Source organism: Mesorhizobium sp. WSM1497 (assembly GCF_001672455.2).
GTDB classification, from domain to species: domain Bacteria; phylum Pseudomonadota; class Alphaproteobacteria; order Rhizobiales; family Rhizobiaceae; genus Mesorhizobium; species Mesorhizobium ciceri.
The window spans coordinates 3,211,898-3,228,736 of sequence record NZ_CP021070.1 but is presented as its reverse complement, the minus strand read 5'-3'; the positions used below and the strand labels follow the sequence as shown (position 1 = coordinate 3,228,736).

Sequence of the window (16,839 nt, the reverse complement as noted above, 5' to 3'; positions counted from 1 at the left end):
TTATTGCTGGGTGGCCGTCACCGGCGTCTCGCCCGTATCTGGTTTGGCCGCCCTGCCCTTGAAGATGCGCCGCACCGTGACGAACAATAGCGGCACCAGGAAGACGCCGATCACCGTCGCCGCGATCATGCCGCCCATCACGCCGATGCCGACCGAGTTCTGCGCGCCCGAGCCCGCACCGCTGGCGATCGCCAGCGGCAGCACACCGAGGATGAAGGCCAGCGACGTCATCAGGATCGGCCGCAGCCGTTGTCGCGCCGCCTCCAGCGTCGCCTCGACCAGCCCCATCCCGGCGGCTTGCCGCTCGATGGCGAACTCGACGATGAGGATGGCGTTCTTGGCGGCGAGACCGATCGTGGTCAAAAGGCCGACCTTGAAATAAACGTCGTTGGACTGGCCGAACAGGCTGGCCGCCAGCAGCGCGCCGAAGATGCCGATCGGCACCGACAGCATGACCGCGAACGGGATCGACCAGCTCTCATAAAGTGCGGCCAGGCACAGGAACACGACCAGCGCTGAGATCGCATAGAGCGACAGCGCCTGGTTGCCGGAAAGCTTCTCCTGGTGCGACAGCCCGGTCCACTCGTGCGAATAGCCGGCAGGCAATTGCGCGACGAGCTTGTCGATCTCGTCCATGGCGGCACCCGAGCTGACCCCCGTGGCCGCCGCGCCCTGGATCTCGACCGCCGCCGAACCATTGTAGCGCTCCAGCCTGGGCGAGCCGAATGTCCAGTGGCTGGAGGCAAAGGCCGAGAACGGCACCATGGCGCCGCTGGCGTTGCGGACCTGCCATTTGTCCAAATCTTCCGGCTGCATGCGGAAGTTCGGGTCCGACTGCAGATAGACCGGTTTCACCCGCCCGCGATCGATGAAGTCGTTGACGTAATCGCTGCCCCAGGCGGTCGAAAGCGTGTTGTTGATGTCGGCCAGGCTGACGCCCAGCGCGCTGGCCTTCTCCTGGTCGATGTCGACCGAGAATTGCGGCTGGTCTTCCTGGCCGTTGGGCCTTGTGTTGGCGAGCACCTTGCTCTGCCCGGCCAGGGCCAGAAGCTGGTTGCGCGTCTGGATCAGCGCGTCATGGCCGGCGCCGTTGACATCCTGCAGGTAGAAGTCGAAGCCGTTGGTGTTGCCGAAGCCCTGGATGGCGGGAGGCGCGAGCGCGAAGACTTGCGCGTCCCTGATCTTCGAAAACGCGCCCATCGCCCGGCCGGCGATGGCCTGCGCGGCGGAAGCCGGCGATTTGCGCAGGTCGAAATCCTTCAGCCGCACGAAAGCGATGCCGACATTCTGCCCTGCGCCGCCGAAGCCGAAGCCGGAGGCGGTGAACACCCCGTCGACGACGTCCTTCTCCTGGTTGAGATAATGGTCGGTCACTTCTGCCAGCACGCGCTCCGTGCGATCCTGCGTCGCGCCGACCGGCAGTTGCACGCTGGTGATCAGGATGCCCTGGTCCTCTTCCGGCAGGAACGAGCTCGGCAGCCGGGCAAACATCCAGCCTACGGCAACGACGATGGCCAGGAACACGACGAGGAAGCGCCAGGATCGGTTGATGATGCCGTGCGAGCCGTCGCGGTAGGCAAGCGTGCCGCGGTCGAAGACACGGTTGAACCAGCCGAACGGGCCGGTCTGCGTCGCATGGTCCTTGGGCGGCCGCAGGATGGTGGCGCAAAGTGCGGGCGTCAGCACAAGGGCGACCAGCACGGACAGCACCATCGCCGAGACGATGGTCACCGAGAATTGCCGGTAGATGATGCCGGTCGAGCCGCCGAAGAAAGCCATCGGCACGAACACGGCCGAAAGCACCGTGGCGATGCCGATCAGCGCGCCGGTGATTTCGTGCATCGACTTGCGCGTCGCCTCCTTCGGCGACAGGCCTTCCTCCTGCATCACGCGTTCGACATTCTCGACGACGACGATGGCGTCGTCGACCAAGAGGCCGATGGCCAGCACCATGGCGAACATGGTCAGTGTGTTGACGGAATAGCCGAACAGCGACAGCACGCCGAACGTGCCGAGCAGCACCACCGGCACGGCGATCGTCGGGATGATGGTGGCGCGCAAATTCTGCAGGAAGATGAACATCACCAGGAACACCAGCACGATCGCTTCGGCCAGCGTCTTGACCACTTCCTCGATCGACAGCCGCACGAAAGGCGAGGTGTCGTAGGGATAGACGACCTCGACCCCTTGCGGGAAGGTCGAGCTCAGCCGGGCGATCGTCGAACGCACCGCTTCGGCGGTGTTGATGGCGTTGGCGCCGGTCGCCAAATTGACGGCGATGCCGGCCGCCGGCTTGCCATTGTAATTGGCCTGCGTCGTATAGCTTTCGGCGCCGAGCTCGACGGTGGCGACATCGTTGAGGCGGACCAGAGAGCCATCGGTCTGGCTCTTCAGGATGATGTTGCGGAACTGTTCGGCGGTCTGCAGCCGGCTCTTGGCCGTCACCGTGGCATTGAGCTGCTGGCCCTTGCGCGCCGGCAGGCCGCCAAGCTGGCCGGCCGAAACCTGCGTGTTCTGCGCCTCGATCGCCGAGGCAATGTCGCTCGGCATCAAGGCGTATTTGGCGAGCTGGTCAGGATCGAGCCAGATGCGCATGGCATAGCCGGAGCCGAACAGCTGCGTCGAGCCGACGCCTTCGACGCGCTTCAGCGTGTCGTTGACGGTGGCGTCGACATAGTCGGCGAGATCGGTCGAGTTCATCTTGGCGTCGGTCGAGACGAAGCCGATGACCATCAGGAAGCCGGTCGAGGATTTGGAGACGGTGATGCCGTTGCTTTGCACCACCTGCGGCAGCTGCGATTGCACCAGCTGCAGCTTGTTTTGCGTCTGCACCTGGGCGGTGTCGGGATCGGCCGCTGTGGTGAAGGTCAGCGTGATCGAGGCCGAACCGGTCGAGGTCGACGTCGCCGTCATGTAGTCGAGATTGTCGATACCGGTCATGCCTTGCTCGATGACCTTGGTCACCGAGTTCTCGACCGTCTGCGCGTCGGCGCCCGGATAGGTGGCGCTGATGTTGACTGTCGTCGGCGCAATCTGCGGATATTGCGAGATCGGCAGCGTGGTGAGTGCCAGGAGGCCGCCCAGCATGATCACGATGGCGATCACCCAGGCGAAGATCGGCCGGTTGATGAAGAATAGTGACATCGCTCAGTTCCCGGTCGCGGCGGCAGGCGCCGGTTTGGCAGCGTTGGACGCGGCCGGTGCGGCGGACGTGCTCTGCCCGCGGTCCTTGACCTCGCCGGTCGTCTCGTCGATCGTCACTTCGACACCCGTCGCATCGCCGCCGGGGCGCACCAGCTGCATGCCCTCGACGATGACGCGGTCGCCGTCGCCGACACCCGAATCCACCAGCCAGTTGTTGCCGACGCTGCTGCGCACGGCGAGCACGCGCGTCTCGACCTTGCCCTGCGCGTTGATGACCATCGCCGTGGCCTCGCCCTTGGTGTTGCGGCTGACGGCACGCTGCGGCACCAGGAAACTGTTCTGGGCAACGCCCTCCTCGACCAGTGCCCGCACATACATGCCGGGCAGAAGCAGGCGGTCCGGATTGGGGAACTCGGCCCTGAGCGCAAAGGTGCCGGTGGTCTGGTCGACATTGGCGCCGGCGAATTCCAGCTTGCCGGTCTGCGTGTAGATGGTGCCGTTCTCGAGCTTCAGCTTCACGCTGACATTGGGCCCGCTGAACTTCAGCCGCCCTTCCGAGATCGCCTGCCGCAGGTTGAGCAGGTTGGTGCTCGACTGCGTGACGTCGACATTGATCGGATCGAGGGCACGGATGGTGGTCAGCACCGTGTCCTGGTTCGCGGTCACCAGCGCGCCCGGCGTCAGCGTGGACTTGTCGATGCGCCCGGCGATCGGTGCCGTGATGGAGGTCCGGTCGAGGCTGATGCGCGCGGTCTCGGCACTGGCCTTGGCCGAGGCGACATCGGCTTGCGCCTGCGCCAGCGTGGCGGCGGCATCGTCATAATCCTGTTTGGAAACAACGTTCTGCTTCAACAGGCCGGCATAACGGTCGAACTTGGCCTGCGCCGTAGGCACCGCCGCTTCCGCCTTCTGCTGTGCGGCGACCGCGCTGTCATAGGACGCCTTGTAGCTCGCCGGATCGATGAGGTAGAGCGGCTGTCCAGCCGCCACCTCGCTGCCCTCCTTGAACAGGCGCTGCTGGATGATGCCGTTCACCTGCGGGCGCACTTCGGCAACCAGCGAGGCCGCCGTGCGTCCCGACAGTTCGGCGGTGATCGCCACCGATTGCGGATGCAGGGTGACGACGCCGACTTCCGGTTTGCCGGGCGCGCCCATGCCTGCGGGGGCGCTGCTCTCCTGCGAGCAGGCCGCCAGCAGAAAGGCGGATGCGAACATCGCGGCCCAGGGCGCCAGACGGCGTGCCGGCTGCAAAGACGGGCTAGGCTGGATAGACATGGACTGAATGATCTTTCGCTGGAGTTGCGGGCGCGGGCAATCGACCGCTTGGTCGAGGCATGCCGGCCGATATCTTGATGGTGGGCCGCGCCGGTCTGCGGGCGGCGACGAGCAATGCTTCGAAGCGGCTCATGTCGCGCTCCTTCTCGGCGGCCAGAGCTGCTCGAAGGTCGAGTAGCCGGCCGCGATGCCCACCAACATCATTATGCCGATCAGCGAGGACATGCCAAGCGCCTTGCCGGAATTCACGCGATCTTGCGGTCATGATGCCCATGGTTGTCGAGCGGCTGCGACAGCAGGAGCGACAACCGCCAGGCGGCGAAACTCAGGCGGATCGCGCCCTTCAGCGTGTCGACCGGCGGGGCCAGCGGCATGCCTCGCCCGACAGGACCGAACGAGAGCCTCGGGCTGGCGGACGCGAGCAGCCGCAGCATGATCATGGCTTCCCACATTGTCGTGCTTCCATTGCAGGGTTCGAATTGGGCATGGTTCCGAATTGGCGCGATTCGAACTGGGCGTGATCGAAACGAGGATGGCGGAGATACGCCCGCCATCCCCGGAGAACCGGCCGACCCGAGAACGGGTTGGGTACCGGGCCGGCCGGTGCAGTCGGTCAGAGTTGCTCGTCGTTCCCGGGCTGGGGCGGGAGCTGCCTGCCATCGTTGGGCAGGCCTCTGGGGCCGGCTGCATCGTTCGGCGGACCGCCCCAGGGACCGGGGGGTGATCCATGGGCACGTTCCGCCGAAGCGAGGAGTTCGAGTTGTTCGGGCGTCAGCTTGGCGCGCAGTTCAGCGATCGCCTCCTTCAGTCTGCCGGCCGAAACCGCGCGGGCGGTAACGTCGTCGGCCAGCTTTTCCTGGAATGCGAAGGGATCGGGCTTGCCGCCCGGGCCTGCTGCGTCGGGGTCCTTCGCTTCAGCACCAACGGGCCGCCCGCGGTCAGGCCGAGGCTGCGAAAGCACCGCCTGCAGCGCGCTGGTGTAGTCGCGCCAGGCGTCGAGTTGTTCGGTGCGGATGCCGACGCGGGTCTCCAGCGCGGCGAGCCGGGCGGCCAGCATGAATTCCGGCGGCGGACCCATGCGGCGGGGGCCAAAGCCTTGCGGGCCGAAACCCTGCGAACCAGGTCGCATCGGTCCATGCGGGCCGGGTCCATTCCGGCCGTGGCCTGCCCCATCCTGCATGGCCATGACAGGGGGCGGCTCACCGGGTCCGGCGCCGGGGTCGGGCTGCGCCGCCAGCGCGGGGTGAATTGCGGCGACGGAAAACAGGCCGAGCGCAAGAAGTCTGCTTGGCATAAAGATGTTCCTTTCTCTCATGCTTCGGACGGTTCAGAGGATAGGAAGCGTCTTTGTCCGCTTCGCGTCGGCGTGTTGCCGAAGGTTTCCGCAAAAGGGCAATTTGTTTCCGAATGTTTCCCATGGCCCGCCGGAAACGTTCGGTTGCAATTTTCCACGCCGCTCGGGCGCGGCTCTCCTATAATCGCGGCAAGCCCCTGCAATCACGGGTCCCAATATTCATCGGCAACGGCACGGTCATGCAGTCACAACCCCATATCCTCGTCGTCGACGACGACCGCGAGATCAGGACGCTTCTCCAGCGTTACCTCGACAGCCAGGGCTTTCGCGTCACGGCGGCGGCGGACCGGCGCGAATGCGAGCAACGGCTTGGCTCCGGCCAATTCGACCTGATCGTGCTCGACGTGATGCTGCCGGACGGCTCGGGGCTCGATATCTGCCGCGGTTTGCGCGACCGCAAGCCGCACACCCCAATCATCCTGCTGACCGCGCTGAAGGAAGATGTCGACCGCATCATCGGCCTGGAACTCGGCGCCGACGACTATCTCGGCAAGCCGTTCAACCCGCGTGAGCTCATTGCCCGCATCCGCGCCGTGCTCAGGCGCTCGACGCCCGAGGAAGCGCCCGCGCCGCCGCGCGCGCGCATCTACCGCTTTGCCAGTTACAGGCTGGAACCGGAGACCCGCAAGGTGACGGATGCGCGAGGCGTGGCCGTCGACCTCACCGGCGCCGAGTTCGATCTTTTGCAGGTGTTTCTCGACCGTCCCGGCCGGCTTTTGTCGCGCGACCAGCTTCTCGACCTGACGCAGGGCCGCGAACGCGATCCGCTCGAACGCTCGGTCGATGTGCTGGTGAGCCGGCTGCGCCGGAAATTTTCCGACACCGGCGACGGGCCGCTGTTCAAGACCGTGCGCAATGGCGGCTACCAGCTCACGGCGCGTGTCGAGACCGTGGAGAGCCACGCGTGAATTCGCTGCGCCGCCGTCTCATCCTGCTGTTGGTCGCCTCGATCGTCGGCGTCGTCGGCCTGGCGACGGCCGCCGTCATCAGCGTGCGCGGTGGCGGACCGCCGCCGGAACTGACCGTGCCCTGGATTGCCCAACAGATGGAAATGGTGGTGCGGCTCTTGCCGGGGCCGATCCCCGACGTCCTGCGGGTTCAATTCGCCGATCATCCGGTGGGCGGCAAGGTGGCTCGTGCGGAAACGGCGATGCTCAATGACATCCTGCACCGGCGTGGCCTCGACTTTCCGGCGGTCGTCAACGAGAAGACGGACGAACCCGGCCAGATCGCATCGATGCACCTGCCCGACAGCCGATGGGCGATCATTGAGGTGCCGCACCTCAAGCCGCCGCGGCGAGAATGGCTGGTTCTGGCCGGCTGGATCTCGCTGATCGTCGCCGGCGCCACGGCGGTGTCGGTCTATTTCACCTCGGTGCTGATCCGACCGCTCGAAATGCTGGAGGCCGCAGTCTCCAAGATCGGATCGGACGGCGTGCTGGCGGCGGTGCCGGAAGTGGGTTCGGCCGAGGTCAAGGCCACCGCGCATGCGCTGAACCAGCTCTCGTCGCGGCTGCGGACCGCCATGGAAAGCCGCATGCGGCTGGTCGCGGCTGCCGGCCATGATCTGCGCACGCCGATGACGCGCATGCGGCTGCGCGCCGAATTCCTGGACGACGAACGCGACAAATGGCTTCACGACCTCGACGAACTCGATCGCATCGCCGACAGCGCCATCCGCCTAGTGCGCGAAGAGGTCAACCAGGACGCCGTCGAAGCGGTGGACCTGGCAAAGACGGTGCGCGATATCGAAGCCGAGATGGTGTCGCTCGGCCATGCCGTCTCGATCGGGCACCTGGACAAGGTTTGCGTGCGCGCCGGCGCGCTCGGCCTGCGCCGCGCCTTGCGCAACCTGATCGTCAACGCCGCCACCCACGGCAAGGCGTGCCGCATCGACCTGGCCGCGGCCGACAATCGCGCCGTGCTGACCATATCGGACCATGGGCCGGGCATCCCCCCGGAACTCCTGAACAAGGCGTTCGAGCCCTTTTTCCGCGTCGACCCCGGCCGCCTGCAATCGATCCCCGGAGCTGGTCTTGGCCTCGCCATCGCCAAGGAAATCATCGAGCGCTACGGAGGCACGGTAACACTGGAAAACCGCCGGGGCGGCGGGCTGGAGCAGACGGTGGTGTTCGACGCGGTGTGAGGGTTGGCGGTCAGCCGAGTAATGGGCGTTGCGCGTGGCAACGACGAAAAACAGAGACGATGCTGCACCGCGCAAAGCTAATGGTTCCAAATCATTTCTTCACGGAGCCAGGACCGGATCCATATAGATAAAATATAGATTACCGAATTTCCTGTGGTCTAACAAAGAACTAGGCTCTCAAGCCACGAGCTCGCAAATCAACCGAGGCGGGAACATCGGCAAAATTTAAACCACAGCGTTTAAGTTCTGAGAAAAATCGCCAGAATTGACGAGAAACGCTCGGTTTTCTCAATTTTTTAGCGCTTGCTCACATAAGTATTTCAGCTGGGTAGATTTTTTGTGTTGCGCCGCACAATGCCGTAGCCGAACGATCTCCTGGGGGACTCGTTTGCGACTGGATATGCGCCGTGGAGGATCCCGCCAGGTTGACCAGCTTGAGCCACCCGTCCGTCGATTTCGAGCGTAGGTTCGACGATGCCTGCGCTCTGGCGGGTCTCGTCCGCCTTGGCCTGCCGCTCGAAACGGCCGGCTGGCGGCTTGGTCGCGACCATCACGCTGGCGGATGCCGCTGATGGGAAGCGCACGCGACATCCAACTGGATGCGTTGAGAGCCATCGCCGTGACGATGGTGTTGTATTCCCATTTCTTCGCCGCTGGAGGATCTTCATTCTGGGGCCATATCGGCGTGCGGCTGTTCTTCGTGCTGAGCGGCTTCCTGATCACGCGCCTGCTCCTGGAAGCGCGTTCGGCCGCCGAATTCGAGACCGGCCCCGCGCTGCGATCCTTCTATATCAGGCGGGGCTTGCGGATATTTCCGCCCTATTTCGCCGTGCTGGGTTTCGTCTGGCTGGTCGACCTGGACCAATCCAGGGGATCGCTGGTTTGGCATGCGCTTTACCTGTCGAATTTCTGGTATGCGCTGCGCAATGACTGGAACCCTTGGGTGCTGTGCCATTTCTGGAGCCTGAGCATCGAGGAGCAGTTCTATCTTGCCTGGCCGCTGGTCGTCCTGCTGGCCCCGCGCCGCCGCTTCGAACAGATCTGCATCGGCGTCATCGCGCTGTCGCTGGCCTATCGCTTTTGCTGGCCGCTCACCGCCAACACGGCGCTGGCGCGCGACCTGCTGCCGCCGGCATCCATGGATGCGCTGGCGACGGGCGCGCTGCTTGCCTGCTGGCGATCCAGGGGCGCGGCCCTGCCGCACTGGATGCGGCTCAGCTGGCCTGCCTTCGCGGCCGCATTCCTTGTCATCGAGTGGTTTGTGCCTGCGCCCGCCGATCCGATGCTCGAATGGACCCATTGGCTGGTGCGGCAAGTCCTGCCGCTGGTGCCGCTGATGGTCATCGTCGCAGCCTGTTCGCGCGGCCTTGGCGGCACTTTGGGAAAGCTTGCCGAACTGCCGCCGCTGCTTGGCCTCGGCCGCATCAGCTACGGCGTCTATCTCTATCATCCGATATTGCTGTCGCTCGCCGTCAAGGCGCAACTCTGGATTCCGCTCAACGTCTCGGAGCAAGGGCCAGGGCGTTTCCTGGTTGCGAGCGCCGCCACGATTGTCGCGGCCTCGATTTCCTGGGTGGTTTTCGAGAGGCCGCTCAACAGCCTGAAGCGCCACTTCCCCTATGTCGCGCGCACCCGCTCCGCACAGGGCAGCCATGGCGGCTGGCTCGCGACGGCGGCTGGCGGATCGCCCGATGGCCGTACACCGGCGCTCGAACTCCAGCGCACGGATGCAAGACGATGACTGCCGCACCGCTCGTCTCCGTCCTGTTGCCGGTCTACAATGCCGGTCCCTATCTCGCCACCGCGCTGGGAAGCATCCTGCGGCAGGATCACAGTCGCCTGGAGATCATCGCGATCGATGACGGTTCGACCGACAATTCGCTCGAGATACTCGAGCGATGCCAAAAGGCCGACAGCCGCATTTCGATCATCTCGCGCGAAAACCGTGGCCTTGTCGCGACGCTCAACGAAGGGCTGGCGATCGCCCGGGGCGAACTGGTCGCGCGGATGGACGCCGACGACGTCGCCTATCCCTGGCGTTTGTCGCGCCAGGTGGCGCTGTTCGAGCGGCGGCCCGAACTGGGCTTCTGCGGCGCCGGCGTCGACATGTTGATCCGCGGCCGCATCGCCAGGGGCAGGCCCGATCCGGTGTTCCAGTTCGGCCGCATCCCTGTATTGGCGATGTTCTTCACGATCTTCATGCACCCGACGGTCGTCTACAACAGGAAGGTCATCGACGACAGCGTCCTGCACTATGACCAGGCCTACCGGCATGCCGAGGATTTCGATCTTTTCAGGCGGCTGGCCGGCCGTTACCCGGCAGCCATGATGCCCGAAAACCTGGTCGTCTACCGCGTCCATCAGGCAAGCGTGACGAGCCGGCACGTCAAGGAGATGCGCAGGACGCATTTGCGGATCGTGGCCGAGAACCTCGAGCGGGAGGACCTGGCGCAGGCCACGCGGGACCTGCGCGACATTGGCGATGCGGTCAGCCACGGCACCGTCGCCCGTGCGGCCGACTTCATCGTCGCGCTGGAGGAGGAGATTTCCTCGCTGCCGGCGGCGACGCGGCCGAGCTTCGAGGCCGGCGCGCTGAACCTGTTCTATTTCCTCTACCAGCTCGTCGCCGACGAAAAGCAGCCCGCGCTGACGCATGAATTGCTGACGCGGACCGCCAAATGGAACGTCATCCGGCGCCGCGAACAATATGCGCTGCGGCCCGGCGCCTGGGCGCCCTGGCTCAGCCGCGCTTCGCTGTCGGCCGCCAGGCAGGCCGATGCCATGGCATACTTCTTCAAATCCGCGCCCGCCGCGGCGGTTCTGGCACCTTATCAGGCGGGCGGAGCATGATCGTCAAAGCCAACCAACCCCTGCAGCGCGATCGTTCGACGGCGCTTGGGCCCGCCCCGGCCGGTCCCCGCCCGGAACGAGCGGCGCCGGAAGTCAGCTTCATCATCTGCACGCGCAACCGCGTCGCGGTACTCGATGCCTGCATCAAGTCGGTGCAGGCCGCGTGCCGCGCACATGCCGGCTTCGCCGCCGAACTCGTGGTCGTCGACAATGGCTCGAGCGACCGCACGGCCGAACGCCTGGCCAGCATCGCGGCTGCGTCGGACATTCCGTTCACGCCCGTTTGCGAGCCGCGCCCCGGATTGGCGGCTGCGCGCAACGCCGGGCTGAGGCGCGCGCGCGGCCGTGTGCTGGTCTTCGTCGACGACGACTGCGCGGTCCATGGCGACTATCTGCGCGATCTGGAGCGACACTATGCGTCCGGGGAACAATGGCTCATCCGGGGAGGACGTGTCGAGCTTGGCGATGCCAGGGATTTGCCGTTCACCATCAAGCGGTCGTGGGCGCGCGAGCGGCTGACGCCAGATGTTCATCCCGGCGGTTTCGTGCTGGGCTGCAACATGACGATGCACCGCGATGTCGCGGCCCGCATCGGCTATTTCGACGAACGCTTCGGCGCCGGCGGACCATTGCGGTCGGCCGAGGATACCGATTATCTCGTGCGCGCGATGCTGCTCGGGATCGCGGTCGAGTATGTGCCTGACATGACGATATTCCACCATCACGGCCGGCGGGATCGCAAAGCCATCGAAAAGCTGCATCGCGACTACAGCCTGGGCAATGGCGGGCTCTGCCTGAAGCATGTTCGCCACGCGCCCTGGCTGCTTCGCCATTTCTACTGGGCCGCAAGAGGGGCTTTCCGGGAACTGGCGGGAGGACCCGCCTTCGATCGTGAACTCAACCTGCCGCACTGGCCGATCGTCGCCATGAATTTGCTCGGCGCGGCCAGGTTCGCGGTTCTCCTGCTGGTCAGACGGCCGCGGGCCGAACCGGTGCGGCAAGATCAACAAGCCAATGTCCAGGCGAGGTGAAACGCTGTAATGCCAATGCTGCCGCCAAACCTGCCGATGCTGTTCCGGGCGTTCGGAAAGCGGCAACTGCGCCTGCTTCCGGCGGTGGTGATTCTCGGCCTGGTCAGCGCCGTCCTCGAAGGGTTCGGCATCGGCCTGATCATCCCGTTGCTGGGCATCATCATGGGACACGGGGATGCCGCCGGAATGGCAGGCTTCTCCGCCGTCCTCCAGCACGTCGGATCGGGCTTGAGCGAGCGCGACCGGCTGATCGTCATTTCGGCCGCCATCCTCGGCTCGATCATCCTGAAGAACGTCTTCGCCTTCGCCAACACGCTGCTGACGACCTTCATCTCCGGCAAGGCAAGCCATTCCATCCGCAGCGCCCTGTCGGAGCAGCTGTTGCGGGTCGGCTACCCGTTCTTCCTGCGGCAGAGCCCCGGACGCCTGCTCAACATCATCTCCAACGAATCCTGGCGGGCTTCCGATGCGATCCAGATCATGCTGTCGGCCATCGTCAGCGCATCGGCCGCCATCATCCTCCTGGCTTTCCTGCTGCTGCTTTCGTGGCGCATGACGCTTTTGGTCACGCTCGGATTGGCGCTCGTCCAGATCGCGCACGCCGTCCTCTCAGCCAATCTGAAGGAGCCAAGCCGCAGCGTCGCCTCGCGCAACGGCCACCTCGCCTCGCAGATGCTTCACCTTGTGCATGCCGGACGGCTGATCCGCATCTTCGGACAGGAGAACCGGGAAAAGGCGATATTCGACACGGCGTCGGATGCGGTTCGCCGCGCCTCCTTCGCGCTGCTGGTGCGCCAGGGAGCGCTGCCGCCGCTGACGGAGGTTCTCCACGCCATGCTGTTCCTGGCGGTGGTGATCGGCGCTTGGCTGGCGCAGATGAGTTTCCCGCTGATCATCGCCTTCGTCATCCTGCTCTACAGGCTGCAGCCGCATATGCGGGCCCTGCAGGGGTCGTGGAGCCAGATGCAAGGCCTGAGCGGATCGCTTGAGGAGGTGACATGGCTGCTGGATCCCACAGGCAAGCCGCAACCGCCGCAAGGCGACGGGCCATTCCACGGCCTGCGCCAAGGCATCAAGTTCGACGATGTGACATTCACCTATTCCGGCACGGACCGGCGCGAGGTTGTGCTGCACGCGGCGGCATTCGAGATCCGCGGTGGCCGCTCGACGGCGCTGATCGGCCGCTCGGGCGCCGGCAAGACGACGATCGTCAATCTCCTGTGCCGCTTCGTCGAACCGGACACCGGCAGCATCCTCGTCGATGGATCGCCGCTCGACCGGATCGACGCCAGCCAGTGGCGCCGGCACATCGCCCTGGCCAGCCAGGAACTGGAACTGGTCGACGGCAGCATTCTTGAAAACATAATCTACGGCCAGGATGCCGCGACAGCCAGCGATGCCGAGGCCGCCGCGAGACTGGCCGAAGCGCATGAATTCATCGAAAGGCTGCCTCAGGGCTACGAGACCCTGGTTGGCTACAGGGGCGTCAATCTGTCGGCGGGACAGAGGCAGCGCATCGCCTTGGCGAGAGCCCTGGTGCGCGATCCCGATCTCCTCATCCTGGACGAGGCCACCAATGCCGTGGACGGGCTGTCGGAAGCGGCCATCGTCGAGACCCTGAAGTCGAGAGCCGGCCGCCGCACGACCATCGTCATCAGCCATCACCACAGCACCATCTCGTTCTGCGACGACGTGGTCATCCTGAGCGGCGGCCGCGTGAAAAAGCAGGCCCCTTTCGGCGCCCTGGCCTCGCTCAGCATGGACGAGCTTTACCAGCACGAACCGCTCGACTGAGAAGGCGCCGGGCCGGCCCGCGATCTTATCCTGGGCGTGTCTGCAGCCTCCGGCCGGCGGGTCGTCGCAAGGGTTCGAATCACAAGCCAGGGGAATTGCCGCTGGCACCTTCCGTGATCGCACCAATGCCGTGCGGGACCGAGGCGCGCTACCTTGCCTGTGCGGCGGACCTGTCGATCCGCCTGGCCGGTGCCCCATTGGGCTTACTCTCCGGGTGAGGTGCCGGCCTCCCATGCACAAACAAAGACCTGGTAGCCTGAACCCCTTCAGGCGCGACACGCTTCAGGTGACGGCGCCGACATTCCTGCGCATGCGCCGCCTGCCCGTCGTCCGTGCTTTCTTCGCCATCGCCCCGGCCATCTCGACCACGCCGTCCTCGCGCGGCCTGCCATTGGTGGCCTTGTGGAGCCGCTCATAGGGCAGCAGTTCCTTGATCCGGGCATTGAGCGAGGCGATTTCGGCCTTGAGGTCCTCGCACTCCTGCCTCTGCACGTCGAACTGTATCTGTTCGGACGCCTGCTGCAGCGTCAGCTGAGAAAGGTTGGCGTTCACCTTGGAAAGACTCATCTTGTCGCTTTCGCTCTCCTGGCTCAGCGCGGACAATCTTTCATCGGCGATCTTCTTTTCGGCCAGGGCATCGTTCAGTTCGCTCTTGAGCCTGGCGATCTCGCCTGCGGCTTCGCTGTTTTCGCTCGACACCTGCTCCAGCCGCGATTGCAGGTTCTGGATCTCCGAGCTCAACCCGCGCATTTCCGCCTGGCTGCGAGCCAGCTCGGCTTCCTTGTCGCCTTCCATCATGCGGGCCGCTTCGGTCGTTTCCGACAGTTTCGCCTGTGTCGCCTCGAGCGACTTCTGCAGCCGCATCTCCTCTTTCTCGCTCTTGCCGAGCGCCGCCAGCAGCTCCGCCAGCCGCGCTGCTTCGGTGGCATGGACCGCCGACAGCTCGTCGAGCCGGTGGCGCGCCTGCGATTCCCGCTTCAGCGCCTTGTCGAGTTCGATCGACAGGTTGACGTGCTTTTCGCGCAGCATCTTGCTCTCGCGCAAGCGCCTGTTGGCCTCGACCGTCCTGGCGGTCAGCCGCTTGGCGATGTCGCCGAACTCCGCCTCGCGTTTTGCGCTCGCATTGGCTGTCTCGACGAGTTCCAGCCTGACCGCGGCAAGTGCCGCACGCAGCGTCTCCCGGTCCTGGACCAGGCTTGTCTCGCGCTGCTGCAGCGCTTCGAAAGCGCCGTCACGCTCGCGCAGCTTTCGCGTCGCGTCGTGCAGCTTCTCCGACAGCGCCCTCTGTTCGGCGGCCAGGGCGGCATTGGCGACCTCCAGCTCGTTGGCGCGCAGGATGTCGCTGTGCAGGATGTTGAGGAATTCGCGCGTCAGATGGTGTGAGGTGCCGATCTCCGACAGCTTGTCGTTGATCTCCTCCAGATAGTCCCTGGCGTCGTGGAAGAGCCCCTCGAAGGCGCTCAATGCAGCCAGCCGGGTCTGTGTATGGGCGGTCAGTCTTGGCGCGGTTTCGGAACTGTCCGCAGCGCCCGCATCCTCGGCATTCCCGGCATTGTCGTCATTTGCCGCATCGGCCTGGGGTGGCCCGTCATCGGATGCCGCCTGGGCATCCGGCACATCGTCGCTCTCTGGCGGCGCCAGGTCGTCGGCGTCGAGACTTGCATCCAGCGCGTCCGCCAAATCGATCTGCAGGTCCTGGATTGCTTTATCCACGTCTTCAGCACGCTTGATCAGGCCTCTGAAGTTCATCGCCAAACTCCCCTTACGCATACCTCGCTTAGAACTTAACGAATTGCTAATATAGCCTACATCCGCTGCTTGCGCAGGGGAAGCCCCGTCGGCACAAAGGTAAATTTGGGACATTTTAGGGGCTTGGACGGCGCGAGCGATGCGGTGCGAGGGTGCGAAGCCGGTTCTGCCGGCGGGACAGCGCCCCCCTGTCCTGCCGGACATCTCCCCCACACAGGGGAGATTGGACGTCATGCGGGCTTTCGCCAATCGCCAACGTTGCAAGAAGAACTGAAGCGCAGAAATTGCCAATCTCCCCACTTGTGGGGGAGATGTCCGGCAGGAGAGAGGGGGGCGCGAAGGATCGCGGCTCCCCCTAAGTTGCCCTCACCCCGCCATGGCCAGCGGCACGGCGCTCTTGTTGGGGATCTGGATGTCGATTTCCAGCGTCGACATGGTCTCGCCGCGGTCCATCGAGACCTGCAGATAGTCCTGGTCGATCTGCACATGCTTGGCGATGACGGCCATGATCTCCTCGCGCAGGATGGAGACGAGGTCGGGCTGGCTGCGGTTGCGGCGCTCATAGGCGAGCAGCACTTGCAGCCGCTCGCGCGCCACCGGGGCGCTGGAGCGCCGCTTGAAGATGTCGAGCAGGTTCATGCCGCCCTCCTTCCCAAAAGACGATCGAGGAAGCCCTTGCGCTCGAAGGGCACGATGACGGGCAATTCCTCGCCCTCCAGCCGCCTGGCAGCATCGATATAGGCCTTGGCAGCAGTGTTGAGCGGCTCCGACAGCGTCACCGGCGAACCGAGGTTGGAGGCGCGCAGCACGTCCTGGCTTTCCGGGATGATGCCGAGCAGCGGCACCGACAGGATTTCCAGCACGTCGTCGATGGACAGCATCTCGCCGCGCGACGCACGCGCCGCATCGTAGCGCGTCACCAGCACATGCTTGGCGATCTGCTCGCCCTGCTCGGCCCGCAAGGTGCGGGCATCGAGCAGGCCGATGATGCGATCGGAATCGCGCACCGACGACACTTCCGGATTGGTGACGATGACCGCCTCGTCGGCAAAGCGCATGGCAAGCTGCGCGCCGCGCTCGATGCCGGCCGGGCTGTCGCAGAACACGTAGTCGAACACCGAGCGCAGCTTGTCGATGACTTCGCCGACGCCTTCCTCGGTCAGCGCATCCTTGTCGCGCGTCTGCGAGGCCGGCAGCAGGAACAGCGTCTCGACCCGCTTGTCGCGGATCAGCGCCTGCGAGAGTTTGGCCTGGCCCTGGATGACGTTGACGAGGTCGAACACCACGCGCCGCTCGGCGCCCATGATCAGGTCGAGATTGCGCAGGCCGACGTCGAAGTCGACAAGCGCCACCTTCTTGCCGGTCTTGGCCACGGCCGCCCCGAGGGCCGCCGTCGAGGTCGTCTTGCCGACGCCCCCCTTGCCCGAGGTGACCACCACTACCTTGCCCATTGAAAAAGCCTCCGTTGTTGTTGTTCTTGGTCGAGCGGCCCGGCC

At 65.0% G+C, this 16,839-nt stretch carries 13 protein-coding genes; 6 read left to right on the top strand and 7 right to left on the bottom strand.

Annotated features, from left to right (window positions below):
* From A9K65_RS15635 to A9K65_RS15620, 4 genes are all read right to left on the bottom strand, one after another.
* Entirely contained in the window at nt 1–3,144 is a 3,144-nt protein-coding gene (locus A9K65_RS15635; RefSeq protein ID WP_064993951.1) for an efflux RND transporter permease subunit, read from the bottom strand.
* Between the two features lie 3 nt (nt 3,145–3,147).
* A complete protein-coding gene (locus A9K65_RS15630) occupies nt 3,148–4,419 on the bottom strand; it encodes an efflux RND transporter periplasmic adaptor subunit (RefSeq protein ID WP_084015834.1) in 1,272 nt (423 codons plus the stop codon).
* A gap of 245 nt (nt 4,420–4,664) precedes the next feature.
* A complete protein-coding gene (locus A9K65_RS15625; RefSeq protein WP_064993952.1) occupies nt 4,665–4,871 on the bottom strand; it encodes a hypothetical protein in 207 nt (68 codons plus the stop codon).
* Nucleotides 4,872–5,032: 161 nt separating this feature from the next.
* Nucleotides 5,033–5,713, bottom strand: coding sequence for a hypothetical protein (locus A9K65_RS15620; RefSeq protein ID WP_013530680.1), 681 nt, complete (start codon nt 5,711–5,713; stop codon nt 5,033–5,035).
* Between the two features lie 239 nt (nt 5,714–5,952).
* Between A9K65_RS15620 and A9K65_RS15615 the strand changes: the two genes are divergently transcribed.
* The 6 genes from A9K65_RS15615 to A9K65_RS15590 all read left to right on the top strand — a co-directional run bounded on the left by A9K65_RS15615 (nt 5,953) and on the right by A9K65_RS15590 (nt 13,594).
* A complete protein-coding gene (locus A9K65_RS15615; protein WP_013530679.1) occupies nt 5,953–6,681 on the top strand; it encodes a response regulator in 729 nt (242 codons plus the stop codon).
* Nucleotides 6,678–7,919 (top strand): ATP-binding protein, encoded by a 1,242-nt coding sequence (locus A9K65_RS15610; protein ID WP_064993953.1) that lies wholly within the window; start codon nt 6,678–6,680, stop codon nt 7,917–7,919. Before A9K65_RS15615 ends, A9K65_RS15610 begins: the two co-directional genes overlap by 4 nt.
* 571 nt (nt 7,920–8,490) lie before the next feature.
* Nucleotides 8,491–9,660, top strand: a complete 1,170-nt coding sequence (locus tag A9K65_RS15605; RefSeq protein WP_064994070.1) for an acyltransferase — start codon at nt 8,491–8,493, stop codon at nt 9,658–9,660.
* Entirely contained in the window at nt 9,657–10,769 is a 1,113-nt protein-coding gene (locus A9K65_RS15600; RefSeq protein WP_064993955.1) for a glycosyltransferase family A protein, read from the top strand. The genes A9K65_RS15605 and A9K65_RS15600 overlap by 4 nt, the downstream gene beginning before the upstream one ends.
* A complete protein-coding gene (locus tag A9K65_RS15595) occupies nt 10,766–11,800 on the top strand; it encodes a glycosyltransferase (RefSeq protein ID WP_064993956.1) in 1,035 nt (344 codons plus the stop codon). Before A9K65_RS15600 ends, A9K65_RS15595 begins: the two co-directional genes overlap by 4 nt.
* A gap of 9 nt (nt 11,801–11,809) precedes the next feature.
* On the top strand, nt 11,810–13,594 hold the full coding sequence (locus A9K65_RS15590; RefSeq protein WP_064993957.1) for an ABC transporter ATP-binding protein: 1,785 nt from the start codon (nt 11,810–11,812) through the stop codon (nt 13,592–13,594).
* A gap of 282 nt (nt 13,595–13,876) precedes the next feature.
* On the opposite strand, the gene A9K65_RS15585 is transcribed toward A9K65_RS15590, so the two are convergent.
* The 3 genes from A9K65_RS15585 to minD all read right to left on the bottom strand — a co-directional run bounded on the left by A9K65_RS15585 (nt 13,877) and on the right by minD (nt 16,794).
* On the bottom strand, nt 13,877–15,343 hold the full coding sequence (locus tag A9K65_RS15585; RefSeq protein WP_064993958.1) for a hypothetical protein: 1,467 nt from the start codon (nt 15,341–15,343) through the stop codon (nt 13,877–13,879).
* Nucleotides 15,344–15,709: 366 nt separating this feature from the next.
* A complete protein-coding gene (minE, locus tag A9K65_RS15575; protein ID WP_024501686.1) occupies nt 15,710–15,982 on the bottom strand; it encodes a cell division topological specificity factor MinE in 273 nt (90 codons plus the stop codon).
* Nucleotides 15,979–16,794 carry a septum site-determining protein MinD gene (minD, locus tag A9K65_RS15570; protein WP_024501687.1) on the bottom strand — a complete coding sequence of 272 codons (816 nt, stop codon included), beginning with the start codon at nt 16,792–16,794 and terminating at the stop codon, nt 15,979–15,981. Before minD ends, minE begins: the two co-directional genes overlap by 4 nt.
* Nucleotides 16,795–16,839: the final 45 nt, after the last annotated feature.